The sequence below is a fragment of the Deinococcus depolymerans genome (assembly GCF_039522025.1).
Taxonomy (GTDB): Bacteria; Deinococcota; Deinococci; order Deinococcales; family Deinococcaceae; genus Deinococcus; species Deinococcus depolymerans.
Genome location: NZ_BAAADB010000030.1, coordinates 267,539 through 279,392 on the forward strand (window position 1 = coordinate 267,539; position 11,854 = coordinate 279,392).

An 11,854-nucleotide genomic window follows, 5' to 3' on the forward strand; every position below is an offset into this window, starting at 1 on the left:
TCCCTCCGCCCGGTGCGCGCTTGAAAGCCTGGGTGCCGCTGGGTTCCGCGCCCATTCCCGGCAGTCCCGATCAGCTGGAACTGTGGCAGCGGGAGAACGAGTTCAGCATCCGCATCAGCGGGTACGTGAGCGAACTCATGAACAGCCGCCAGCACGCCAGCGAGGAGGCCCTGGCCGAGTACGCCGTGCCGCAGGTGGCGGGCCGCGCCGCCGCGCACGTCCTGGTGGGCGGGCTGGGCATGGGCTTCACGCTGGCCGCCGCGCTGCGCAGCGCCGGGCCGGACGCGACCGTCACCGTCGCGGAACTCGTGGGGGCCGTCGTGGACTGGAACCGGGGGCCGCTCGGGCAGGCCGCCGGGTATCCCCTGACCGACCCGCGCACCCGCGTGCACGTGGGTGACGTGGCCGACCTGATCCGCGCCTCGCGGCAGACCTTCGACGCGATCCTGCTGGACGTGGACAACGGCCCGGAGGGCATGACCCAGCACGGCAACGACTGGCTGTACTCGCCGCGCGGTCTGGCCGCCATCCGCGCCGCCCTGACGCCCGGCGGACTGCTGGCCGTCTGGAGTGTGGAGGCCGTGCCGCGCTTCACCGCCGCGCTGGAAAGGGCCGGGTATCACACCGAGGTGCGCCGCGCCCGCGCCCGTGAGGGCCGGGGCGCGTGGCATACCATCTGGGTTGCCCGCTCCGGTCCGCCGACATCCTGAGAGATGATTCTGTAAGACTCATGTGATTACCATCTGGGGGCCGGGGGCAGCTACCGACGCGGCTTAATGTGGTAAACATGAAGGGTCCCTCAGCCCCGCAGTGTGTCTCACCATATGACCGGATCGGGTAGCGTACCCGTATCTGATGGCGTGCCGGGCCTTCTGGACCGACACTCGAGGCCGACTGCCGGGCTCCCGTCCTCATCCACCATTCATTCTGTCCGCCACGCCATGGAGGCCCCCCTAATGTCCTCAACCCCGATGTCAAAGGTTGCCGCTCTGCTGACCGTGTCCGTCCTGCTTGCCAGCTGCGGCCGCGTGCCCAGCACCGAGCTCCCCCACACAGACCACGCCTTCACGACCGTGGTCGACGTCCCAGCCGACGCCAGTCAGGCAGATGTGGAACGCCGCACCGGCGGTCAGGTGGTCGTGTGGCGACCCGACAGCGGCTTCGCGGTCGTGGGGCTCAGCCGCCGCCCCGCCGGCTCCCTGGGCGCCCTCGGGGTCAGCTCCGGTGACGAGGTCGAGGACAACAACGGCGCGCTGACCGCCGGCGGCTCCACCAGCGCCTGGAATCCCAACGGCGTGGACGGGGCCGGGCGCGCCCGCATCTGGAGTGGCGGGCGCGCCCGCATCTGGAGCGGCGGCCGCGCCCGCATCTGGAGCGGCGGCAACGGCACCGTGGGCGGCCTCGTGGAAAACCAGGCGGCGTGGCAGCAGATCGGCCTGAGCCAGGCCTGGAACCTCGCCCCCACCCTGGGGGAAGGCGTGAAGGTCGCCGTGATCGACACGGGCCTCGACCTGCAGCACCAGATCTTCGAGGGCGCCCTGGCACCGGCCAGCGAGACCTGGGATTTCGTCGACAACGACGCCGACCCGCAGGAGACCGGCGACTTCAACGACGGCGCCTACGGTCACGGGACGAACGTGGCGGGCATCGTCCTGCAGCTGGCCCCCCGGGCGACCATCATGCCCCTGCGCGTGTTGAATCCCGATGGCAGCGGCAGCATCACCGACGTGGCCCAGGCGATCAACTGGGCGGTCGATCACGGCGCCCAGGTCATCAACCTGTCCCTCGGGAGCGTCAAGAAGACCGGGGTCATCAAGCACATGATCGAGTACGCCAGCGGGCGGGGCGTGATCGTGGTGGCCTCCTCCGGCAACACCGGCGACCACCAGATCACCTACCCCGCCCGCTACAGCCAGGAGAAAGGGTCGCTCGGCGAGCTGCTGCTGAGCGTGGGCAGCGTGAACCACGCGGACCAGAAATCCGACTTCTCCACCTACGGCAAGGAACTGGAACTGGTCGCGCCCGGCGAAGAGGTCTACGGACCGGTGCCCGGCAACCTGATGTCATACTGGAGCGGCACGTCCATGGCCGCCCCCATGGTGTCCGGCGCCCTGGCACTCGGACTGGCGCAGGACGCCTCCGGGAAGGCCGCGCTCCGCGTGCAGTCGCTGCAACAGAACGCCGTGAACATCGACGCACTGAACAGCAAGGACTACGCCAAGCAGCTGGGCCGCAGGCTTGACGTGGGGGCCTTCATCAAGGCCGCCGTCCAGAAGTAAGCGACTTGCAGGAGCGGCCCGCACCCTTCCCGGGCCTGCGGGCCGCTCCTCGCGCCCAGCGGTCACCGATTCAGGTCCGTCGCAGTCGGACAGAGCCTTCACGCACGGCCAGGGACAACGCTCTATGTTAACTGCGACGGATTTGAACAAACGCGCCGATTCACTGCTCACCTCCCTGCCCGAACAGGCCCTGACGCTGGCCCGGCAGGCCCTGCAACAGGCCCGAGACACCGCAGACCGCGCCGCCGAGGCGCGCGCCCTGCTGCTGGCCGGGCAGGCCGCCTACCGCCTGGCGAACCTCCCGGAGGCCCAGGAGGCCCTGCAACAGGCCACGGCCCTGTTCACGGAGCTGGGGGACCGGGCGGCCGCCACCGACGGCCTGATCACCCTGAGCCGCACCTACCGCGACCAGGGCAAGTACCGCCGCGGCCTGAGCGCACTGGATCAGGCGCAGGCCCTGAACGACAGCCGCCTGGACCCTGGACCGGACTCCGGCCTGAACGCCATGATCCTGAACCTGCGCGCCTCCATCGCCCAGATGACGGGCGACTCGGAGGCCGCGGCGCTGCACCTGCAGGCCGCGCTGGCCCTGCAGCGGCAGCTCGGGGACACCCTGGGAGAGGCCCAGTGCCTGAACAACCTGGGGCAGATCCACCTGATGATGGGCCGCCACCCGGAAGCGCTGGAGGTGCTGTTCCAGGCACACGCACTCCTGAAAGCGACCGGGGACGTGCCGACCACCGCCCACTGCTTCATGAATCTGGCCAGCGTGTACAACGAACTCGGCGAGGCCCAGCAGGCCTACGAGTACGACCTGCAGGCCCTGCAGCTGGGTCAGGCGATCGGGGACCGTCACATCGAGCTGCACTGCCTGGTCAACCTGGGCGACGAGACCCTGCACCTGAACCGGTTCGAGGAAGCCGAGCGTCTCTTCCTGCAGGCCCTGAGTCTGGCCGACACCACCGGTTCGCCCTACCTGAAGCTGTGCGCGCACCACGGCCTCGGGCAGGCACGCGCCGCGCTGGGCCGCGTGGCGGAGGCCCGCGAGCACTTCGGGGCCTCGCTGACCCTGGCGCTGGACCTGGGTGAACACGAGGGCCAGCTGCGCGCCCTGCTGGGACTGAGCAGCGCCCTGCTGACACTGAACCGCACCGACGACGCGGAGGAGAGGGCGCGGCAGGCCCTGGTGCTGGCCCAGCAGGAATCGCACGCCCGCTTCGAGGCGCAGGCGCACGCCCTGCTTGCCGATTGCGGCGAACGCCACGGCCGGTTTGCCGACGCGGTCCGACACCTGCGTCAGCAGCACGCGCTCGAACGGCAGCTGACGCAGGAGGAGAACGAACGCAAGACCCGGCAGTTCACGGTGCAGTTTGCCGCGGAGATCGCCCGCCACGACGCGGAGATGTACCGCCTGCAGACCGAGACGGCGCAGCGGGCGCGGCAGGAGGCCGAGGCGCGCGTGCACCAGCGGACCCTGGCGCTGGCGCAGGCGCAGCTGGAAGTCGTCACGCGGCTGGCCAACGCCGCGGAATTCCGGGACCAGATCACCGCCGACCACACGCTGCGGGTCGGGTACGTCGCCGAGCTGCTGGCGCTGGAACTGGGCGTCTCCGAGCAGGACGCCACCCTGCTGCGGGTCGCTGCCCGCCTGCATGACGTCGGGAAGATCGGCGTTCCGGACACCATCCTGCTGAAACCCGGCCTTCTGGACGCAGCGGAATACGAACAGATGAAGGCGCACACCGTCATGGGCAGCCAGATCCTGGCCGGCGGTGCCTCCCGGCTGCTGCAGCTGGCCGAACAGATCGCGCTGTACCACCACGAGCGGTGGAACGGCAGCGGTTACCCCTACGGACTGAGCGGCCCCTCCATTCCCACCTGCGCCCGGATCGTGGCTGCCGCCGACGTGTACGACGCCCTCACGCACAACCGGCAGTACAAGCAGGCCTGGCCCATCTCCGAGGTCATGGCGGAATTTCAACGTCAGCGCGGCCGGCATTTCGAGCCGGCCGTGGTCGACGCACTGGTGCGGCTGCACGCCCGGGGCGTGTTACCGGTCGACGTGCCGCCCAAGGACGATCAGAAGATCCTGGACATCCTGTCGGTCGTGTACTACCCGCCGGAAGACGACTCCCCTTCCGGGTGAGGCCGCTCCGGCCAGCCGCGGCCGCTCATACGGATTCCGTTTGTTTCGCCTACAATCCGGAACTTCACCGGATTGCCGACTCCACGTCCGGAACCCGCCCAGCTCCCACTCGCTTCGCTCGGATTGAATGGCTTTATAAGCCATTCAATCGGAGTCCGTATCAATCCCCGGTCAGGAAGCGGGCCGTTTCGCGGTAGAGCATGTCCACCTGTTCAAGCGAGTCGAAGGTGTGGCCCGCGCCGGGAATGGCGACCGCGTCGCAGCGCAGCGCCTGGGCGTAGCGCACGCCGAATTCGGGGGGGCAGGTCTGGTCGGCGTCCCCGTGGAAGACGCGGGCCTCGCCCTGCCACGCGGCGGCGGCTTCGAGGGGGCGCAGGCGGGTCATTTCCTGCAGGAAGTCACGGCCCAGCGGCCAGCCGTTGTAATCGGTGATGGTGGCCGGCAGGAACCCGCCGCGCAGGAACGGCAGCCACAGTTCCGGCAGGGCGGGGGCCCACAGGGCCAGGCGGTGCGGGCGCACCAGGGGCGCACTGAGCGCGGCGACCAGGCCGCCCATGCTGAAGCCCAGCAGCATGGTGCGTTCCGGGTCGATGCCGCTCTGACGGCGCAGGTACTCGAAGGCGGCCTGGGTGTCCTGCACCTCGCGGGTGACGGTCATCTCGCTGAAATCGCCGTGGCTCTCGCCGCTGCCCCGGAAGTCGAAGCGCAGGCTGGCGACGCCCCTGGCCGCAAGGAAACGGGACAGCAGCGGCAGCAGGCGGTGGTCGCCGCCGCGGTTGCCGGTGAAGCCGTGCAGGATGACCACGCTGGGCCAGCCCTGCGCGGGCGCGTCGCCGGTGGGGCGGTGCAGCAGGCCGTACAGGCGCTGCCCGTCCACGCTGAACTGCGCGAATTCCTCGTTCAGGGCCTGTTCGTTGCTGCCTCGGGTGGGGTCGGTCATGCCGGGAATGGTAGCCCAGGTGGCCGCTGCGGCGGGTGGGTCAGCGGGTGTACTTCGTGAGGAGCAGGCTGAACTTCATGGACGGAATGGTCTGCTTGACCAGACCGACGCCGCGCACGTACCACGCGGTGCTGCGGGTCTCGCCGCCCATCATGTTGTTCAGGTCCATGCCGGGCGGCAGGTCCGTCCCGGCAGGTGGGGTCATGGTGGTGGTCGTGGTCGTCTCGACGCGCAGCGCGGTGAACGTCCCGGCGGGCGTGGTGACCTTCTCCTGCGCGGCGACGCGGCTGCGGGTGCGGCTCTGCATGGTCATGCCGCCGCTGGCCTGCATCTTCCCGTCGCTGGTCCAGGCGTACCCGACCTTCCAGGCGGAGGTGGGCGGGTAGAACCCGGCGTCCAGCCGCAGGTCGCCCCGGCCGGCGCCGATGGTGGCGGTCATGCCCCTGGCCGTGCAGGTCCAGGTGCTGCTGGTCGTCTGGCCGCCCGTGGTCGTCTGGACCGTCACGGTGTTGCCCTTCACCTGGGCGCGGGACGTGAAGGTGCTGTTCTGGCCCTGGGTGGTCAGGCGGTACGTGCGGGTGCCGGGCGGCATGAACCCGGCGGGGTCGCAGGCGGCCAGGGCGTGCGTGCCGGCGCAGCCCAGCAGCGCGGCGCTCAGGATCAGGGCGGGTCGGACGGCAGGTGCGCGCATGGGGGTTCCTCCGGGGCCGGGGGGGCTGGATGGGTACGGTTCCAGCGTACACCCGCCCGGAAGGTGAGAACAGGCCCACCCGTCACGGGGCGAGCCTGCCTATCAGCCATCGGCCCTCAGGGCGTCAGGCGGTGGCGGTCGCGGGGGAAGGCGCGGGCGTAGCGGACGTTGCTGATGCCCAGCAGTTTGGCGGTGAGGCGTTCGGCACCGATGGCGAAGCCGCCGTGGGGGGGCATGCCGTACTTGAAGACCTCGGTGTAGCCTTCGAGCGTCTCGGGTTTCAGTTTGTACGCGGCGATGGAGTCCATCAGCATGGCGTGGTCGTGGATGCGCTGGCCGCCCGAGGTGATCTCGATGCCGCGGAACAGCAGGTCGAAGCCGCGCGTGATCTCGCTGCTGAGGCTGCCGTCGGCGTTGCTGTCCGGGTGCGCGTAGAACGGCCGGGCCGCGCGGGGGTACTTGGTGACGAACACGAAGTCGCTGCCCTGGGTTTCCGCGTAGTGCTGGCACAGCAGGCGCTCGGCTTCCGGGTCGAGGTCCTTGCCGCCGACCACGTGCCCGTACTTCTCCTGCACGAGCGCGCGGGCGTCCAGCAGGGTGACGCGCGGAATGTGGGCGGGCACGTCGGGGATGGTGGCGCCCAGCAGGTCGAACTCGGCCTGCGCGGTGGCTTTCAGGCGGGTCATGATGCTGGCCAGCAGGCGGTTCTCCAGGCCCATGACGTCCTCCTCGTCCTCGATGAAGCCCATCTCGACGTCCAGGCTCAGGTACTCGTTCAGGTGACGGCTGGTGGCGTGCTCCTCGGCGCGGTACACGGGCGCGACCTCGAATACCCGTTCGAACACGCCGACCATGATCTGCTTGTACAGCTGCGGGCTCTGCGCGAGGTACGCGGGGTGCCCGAAGTAGTCGATGGGGAACAGGTTCGCGCCGCCCTCCGCGCCGGCCGAGACGATCTTGGGCGTGCTGATCTCGGTGAAGCCCTCGGTCATCAGGTGATCCCGGAACGCGGCGACCAGTTCGGCCTGCACCTTCAGCGCCGCGCGTTCCTTCAGGCCGCGCACGGTCACCACGCGGTAGTCGAGCATGGTTTCCGGGTTGACGTTCCATTCCATCTTGGGAATCTCGACCGGGCTGGCCTCCACGGCGGCGCTGATCACGCGGAATTCCTTGATCTGCACCTCGAACCCGCCGGGCGCCTTGGGGTGCGCCTTGACGGTCCCCGTGACCTCCACGCTGCTCTCCGCGAGCGGCAGGGTCAGGCCGCTGCCCACGCACTGCGTGACGCCGCTCACGTCGCGCAGCACCACGAACTGCACGCCGCCCAGGTCGCGGCGGGCGTGCACGAAGCCCTGCAGGCGGACGGTCTGCCCGTCGTGGTTGCTCAGGTCGCGGGTGAGGGTGCGGGGCAGGCGTTGCTGGGTGGGCTGTTCCGGGGTGGCTGGGGTGGTCATGGGCTCTCGTCTCCTTGTTCATGGAAAAGCCCCCGACTCCGTGGTGGGGTCGGGGGCGCGGTATGCGGCGTGACGTCCCCTAGCAGGGATCATCATTCACGTTGTTGTTCGCCGCGGTCATGCCGGGAAGTGTACGCGCCGCGCCCTCACCGGGTCAATGCCGGAAACTAGGCAGGCCGCAGGAACTCCCGGGGCCGCTGGCTGCCCGGCAGCCAAGCCGCTATCCTCGGGCCATGTCAACGAACGTTCGTTTGTCTGCCCGCGCCGGGAGGTCCGCGTGAGCGGCGCCCGACTGGCCCGCCCGCGCAGCCTGCTGTTCGCGCCGGGCAACCGCGCCGACCTGATCGCCAAACTGCCCCGAGCGCAGCCGGACGCCGTGGTGATCGACCTGGAAGACGCCATTCCGGGCAGCCCGGAAGCGAAGGCCGCCGCCCGCCCGGTCGCGCGGGACGCCGCGCGGGACCTGACGGCCGCCGCGCCGCACCTGCCGGTGTTCCTGCGCGTGAACGCCCCGCACTCGCCGTACTTCGCGGACGACCTGAACGTACTGACCCCGGAACTGGCCGGGGTGGTCATCCCGAAACTGGAGAGCGCCGCCGACGTGCGTCTCGTCGTGAACGCCCTGGCCACGCACGGCCTGAACCTGCCCCTGCTGGCGGGCCTGGAAACGGGGGCCGGCGTGTGGAACGCCCACGAGATCCTGCGGGAGGACGCCGTGCGCTGGGCGTACTTCGGCGCGGAGGACTACACGACCGACCTGGGGGGGCGGCGCACGCCCGGCGGCCTGGAGGTGCTGTACGCCCGCTCGCAGGTGGCCCTCGCCGCCCGCCTGACCGGCGTGCCCGCCCTGGACATCGTCGTGACCGCCCTGAACGACCCGGAACGCTTCCGCGAGGACGGGGCGCTGGGCCGCGCCCTCGGGTACGCCGGGAAGCTCTGCATTCACCCGGCGCAGGTCGCGCTGGCCCACGACCTCTTCGGCGCGACCGACGCCGAGAGGGCCCGCGCCCACGCCCTCCTGAATGCCGCGCACGACGCCGCCGCGCAGGGCCACGGAGCCTTCAGCTTCGAGGGCCAGATGGTCGACGAACCCATGCTGGCCGCCGCACGCGCCATCCTCGCGCAGGAGATCGGTGGATGAGTCGGCAGTGCAAACACCACGACCCACTCCCCACTTCCTGCTCCCCACTGACCGCCGGAGGCACCCCATGAATGAAGACCTGAACCGCCCGCAGGGGCGTTACCTGGAGGAACTGACCCCCGGCACCCTCATCCGGCACCGCGTGACCCGCACCGTCACGGAAGCCGACAACGTGTTCTTCACGACCATGACCATGAACCCGCAGCCACTGCACCTGGATCACGAGTACGCGGCCGGAACCGAGTTCGGGCGGCCACTCGTGAACAGCCTGCTCACCCTGAGCCTGCTGGTGGGCCTCAGCGTGCACGAACTCACGCTGGGCACGCTGGTCGCGAACCTGGGCCTGACCGACGTGACCTTCCCGAAACCCGTGTTCCACGGCGACACCATCCACGCCGAGTCCGAGGTGCTGGACGTCCGCGAGAGCCGCAGCCGCCCCGACGCGGGCATCGTGACCGTGGAACACCGCGCGATCAACCAGCGGGGCGAGATCGTGGCGAGGTGCAAACGCACCGCGCTGATGCAGCGCAGGCCCGCCGGGACGGGGTGAGGGTCCGGCGGGCGCGTTGCAGCCGAAGTGAAAGGGATTCCGTCTGTTTCGTTGACAATCCGAAAAAACGCCAGCCTGCCCACTCCACACCCGGAATCCTCTTCGCTGCCACTCGCTTCGCTCGTCTTGCAGGGTGGCGGCCACCCTTCAAGCCGGGTCCGTATTACTCGGCGGGGAGGTACCAGTTGCGGTCCCAGCGGTGCGCGTGAAGTTTCTGCACCTGTTCGGCCGGGAGGCCCTGACCGTCCGCGAGGGCGAGGTTGCGTTCCACGTTCCGGACCGAGCGCATGCCGACGATCACGGTCGACACGGCGGGGTGGCTGAGGACGAAGCGCAGGCTGGTCTCGGCCAGCCCGTCGGTGCGGATGCCGAGGTCCTGTTCGATGGCGCGCAGGCGGGGTTGCAGTTCGGTCAGGCGGTTGCCGCCGAAGTACCCGTTGCGCCAGTCACCTTCGGGGAAGGTGGTGTGTTCGGTGAGGGTGCCGGTCAGGCTGCCTTCATCCAGGGCGACGCGGACGATCACGCCGACGCCGTGGGCGTGGCAGGCGTCGAGCAGGCGGTCCTGGGGGGACTGGTCGAACACGTTGTAGATGACCTGCACGCTGTCGACCGCTCCGGCCTCGACGGCGGCCACGGCGTTGTGCGGCTGGTGGTCGTTGATGCTGATGCCGAAGGCGCGGACCTTCCCGTCGCGTTTGAGCTGGGTGACGGCGTCCTGCCAGTCGCCCTGGCCCAGCCAGGAGTCGTTCCAGACGTGGAGTTGCTGCACGTCGATGGTGTCGAGGCCCAGGCGGGCGAGGCTCTCGTCGGTCATGCGGATCACGTACTCGCCGGGGTAGGCCTGGTCGGCGGTGGTGGTGGGCGCGGCGGGCCACTGCATGTTCAGGGGGCTGATCTTGGTGGCGACGAGGGTGCCGGGGTGTTCGCGGGCGACCTGTCCGACGAGGCGTTCGCTGTGGCCGTTGCCGTAGCCCATGGCCGTATCGATGAAGTTGCCGCCCAGGGTGACGTAGCGGCGCAGGGCGGTGAGGCTCTCGTCGTCCTGCGCGCCTTTCCACATGTCGGCGCCGATGCCCCAGGCGCCGTAGCCGATCTCGGTGACGCTCAGGCCACTGCGGCCCAGGGGACGTTGGTGGGGTGGGGTGGTGTTGGTGGTCATGACCAAACTGTAACGATTCAGACTCCATGAATCCAGTCCCGCAGTCTTCATGCCCGCGCCGGGAGTACCCTGCGCGGGTGAGTGCTCCCCCCACCCCCGCCGCTGCCCCCGCCATCTCGCCGCAGGTACGGCAGCTCGCCACGGTGGGACTGGTGGTGGGCGTGTTCCTGGCGGCGCTGGAGGCCAGCGTGGTCGCCACCGCCATGCCCAGCGTGATCACGGACCTGGGCGGCGAACGCCTGTACGCCCTGCCGTTCGCGGTGTACCTGCTGACCAGCACCGTCTCCAGCCCGCTGTGGGGCCGCGCGAGCGATATCGTCGGGCGGCGCCGCCTCTACCTGTGGGGGGTCGCCATCTTCCTGATCGGGTCGGCCCTGTGCGGCCTGAGTTCCTCCATGACCGCCCTGATCCTCGCGCGGGCCGTGCAGGGCCTCGGTGCCGGCGCACTGCTGCCCCTGACCCTCACCATGATCGGCGAACTGTACACCCTGGCCGAACGGACGCGCGTGCAGTCGTTCATCTCGGGCGTGTGGGGCGTCTCGGGGCTGCTCGGGCCGCTGCTGGGCGGCTGGCTGACCGAGAGCCTCTCGTGGCGCTGGACCTTCTACGCCAGCCTCCCGTTCGGCGTGGCGGCCCTGCTGCTGGCCCTGCGCTTCCTGCCGGAAACCGGGCGGCCCCGCCCCGCGCGGCTCGACTGGCCCGGCGCGCTGCTGTTCACGGCGGGCAGCGGCCTGCTGGTCTGGGGCCTCGAACAGAAGCAGTGGCCCATGGTGGCCGCCGGCCTGCTGATCCTGCTGGCCGCCGTGCTGGTCGAGCGGCGGCACCCGGAGCCGCTGCTGCCCATGCGCGCCCTGCGCGAGCGGCTGCCGCGCGTGGCGTTCGCCGGGAACCTGCTGGGCGGCGCGGCGTACTTCGGCGTGATCGCGTACCTGCCGCTGTACGCGCAGGGCGTCAGTGGGGGCGGCGCGACCTCGGCCGGGGCGATCCTGACCCCCATGCTGGTCGGCTGGACGCTGACCGCCATCCTGACCGCCAGACTGGTCAGGACCGTGCCGCTGCCCCGCATCGCGCAGGCGGGCTTCGCGGTACTGGTCGTCATGTTCGCCGCGCTGACCTTCGCGGTGCACGCGCCGCTGTGGGTGACCAGCGTCCTGGGGTTCGCGGTCGGCACCGGCATGGGACTGGCGATGCTGAGCCTGCTGCTGGCCGCGCAGGAGAGCAGCGCCCGCGAGGACCTGGGGGCCGTCACCAGCGGCGTCCTGTTCGCCCGGCAGATGGGCGGCGCACTCGGCGTGGCCCTGATGGCCCTGCTGATCGGGTCCGGCGCCATCGAGAGCGGCGGGTTCCAGCTCGCCGAGGGACTGCGCCGCGCGTACCTGCTGGCGCTGGGACTGGTCGCCACGGCGTTCACGCTGAGCCTGCTGCTGCGCGCCGCGCCGGCCACACCGGCACGGAAACCGGCAGCCGGGTCCGTCACGCCCGAATGACGGTTCC

Annotated in this window: 10 protein-coding genes; 6 read left to right on the forward strand and 4 right to left on the reverse strand. The window is 70.2% G+C overall.

Features of this window, described 5'->3' with window-relative positions; all coding sequences use genetic code 11:
• Positions 1-20: 20 nt before the first annotated feature.
• The 3 genes from ABDZ66_RS15845 (at position 21) to ABDZ66_RS15855 (ending at position 4,425) form a co-directional block, all read left to right on the forward strand.
• Positions 21-710 (forward strand): spermidine synthase, encoded by a 690-nt coding sequence (locus ABDZ66_RS15845; RefSeq protein WP_343760953.1) that lies wholly within the window; start codon positions 21-23, stop codon positions 708-710.
• Between the two features lie 261 nt (positions 711-971).
• Entirely contained in the window at positions 972-2,279 is a 1,308-nt protein-coding gene (locus tag ABDZ66_RS15850) for a S8 family serine peptidase (RefSeq protein ID WP_343760955.1), read from the forward strand.
• A gap of 124 nt (positions 2,280-2,403) precedes the next feature.
• Positions 2,404-4,425: a tetratricopeptide repeat protein gene (locus tag ABDZ66_RS15855; RefSeq protein ID WP_343760956.1), complete on the forward strand. Its 2,022-nt coding sequence runs from the start codon at positions 2,404-2,406 to the stop codon at positions 4,423-4,425.
• A 160-nt stretch (positions 4,426-4,585) separates the two neighbouring features.
• Here ABDZ66_RS15855 and ABDZ66_RS15860 read toward each other — a convergent pair whose 3' ends face one another.
• The 3 genes from ABDZ66_RS15860 to aspS all read right to left on the reverse strand — a co-directional run bounded on the left by ABDZ66_RS15860 (position 4,586) and on the right by aspS (position 7,510).
• Entirely contained in the window at positions 4,586-5,365 is a 780-nt protein-coding gene (locus tag ABDZ66_RS15860; RefSeq protein WP_343760958.1) for an alpha/beta hydrolase family protein, read from the reverse strand.
• A gap of 40 nt (positions 5,366-5,405) precedes the next feature.
• Positions 5,406-6,056, reverse strand: coding sequence for a hypothetical protein (locus ABDZ66_RS15865; protein ID WP_343760960.1), 651 nt, complete (start codon positions 6,054-6,056; stop codon positions 5,406-5,408).
• Between the two features lie 116 nt (positions 6,057-6,172).
• Entirely contained in the window at positions 6,173-7,510 is a 1,338-nt protein-coding gene (gene aspS, locus ABDZ66_RS15870; RefSeq protein ID WP_343760964.1) for an aspartate--tRNA(Asn) ligase, read from the reverse strand.
• 277 nt (positions 7,511-7,787) lie between these two features.
• Here aspS and ABDZ66_RS15875 point away from each other — a divergent pair, with 277 nt between their 5' ends.
• Both ABDZ66_RS15875 and ABDZ66_RS15880 read left to right on the forward strand, forming a co-directional pair.
• Positions 7,788-8,651, forward strand: coding sequence for an HpcH/HpaI aldolase/citrate lyase family protein (locus tag ABDZ66_RS15875; RefSeq protein ID WP_343760967.1), 864 nt, complete (start codon positions 7,788-7,790; stop codon positions 8,649-8,651).
• Between the two features lie 67 nt (positions 8,652-8,718).
• The gene (locus ABDZ66_RS15880; RefSeq protein ID WP_189103723.1) at positions 8,719-9,201 is read left to right on the forward strand and encodes a MaoC family dehydratase; all 483 of its coding nucleotides are present in this window, start codon (positions 8,719-8,721) and stop codon (positions 9,199-9,201) included.
• A 163-nt stretch (positions 9,202-9,364) separates the two neighbouring features.
• Here the strand turns inward: ABDZ66_RS15880 and ABDZ66_RS15885 are convergent, their stop codons facing one another.
• Positions 9,365-10,360, reverse strand: a complete 996-nt coding sequence (locus ABDZ66_RS15885; RefSeq protein WP_343760973.1) for an aldo/keto reductase — start codon at positions 10,358-10,360, stop codon at positions 9,365-9,367.
• 77 nt (positions 10,361-10,437) lie between these two features.
• On the opposite strand from ABDZ66_RS15885, the gene ABDZ66_RS15890 reads away from it, so the two are divergent.
• Positions 10,438-11,847, forward strand: coding sequence for an MFS transporter (locus ABDZ66_RS15890; protein ID WP_343760975.1), 1,410 nt, complete (start codon positions 10,438-10,440; stop codon positions 11,845-11,847).
• The last annotated feature ends 7 nt before the right edge of the window (positions 11,848-11,854 follow it).

Excerpts from the sequence above, each read along its gene's own strand:
- ABDZ66_RS15860 (WP_343760958.1), bottom strand. The coding sequence starts at position 5,365 with ATGACCGACCCCACCCGAGGCAGCAACGAACAGGCCCTGAACGAGGAA.
- aspS (WP_343760964.1), bottom strand. The coding sequence starts at position 7,510 with ATGACCACCCCAGCCACCCCGGAACAGCCCACCCAGCAACGCCTGCCC.
- ABDZ66_RS15885 (WP_343760973.1), bottom strand. The coding sequence starts at position 10,360 with ATGACCACCAACACCACCCCACCCCACCAACGTCCCCTGGGCCGCAGT.
- ABDZ66_RS15865 (WP_343760960.1), bottom strand. The coding sequence starts at position 6,056 with ATGCGCGCACCTGCCGTCCGACCCGCCCTGATCCTGAGCGCCGCGCTG.
- ABDZ66_RS15855 (WP_343760956.1), top strand. The coding sequence starts at position 2,404 with ATGTTAACTGCGACGGATTTGAACAAACGCGCCGATTCACTGCTCACC.
- ABDZ66_RS15850 (WP_343760955.1), top strand. The coding sequence starts at position 972 with ATGTCAAAGGTTGCCGCTCTGCTGACCGTGTCCGTCCTGCTTGCCAGC.
- ABDZ66_RS15880 (WP_189103723.1), top strand. The coding sequence starts at position 8,719 with ATGAATGAAGACCTGAACCGCCCGCAGGGGCGTTACCTGGAGGAACTG.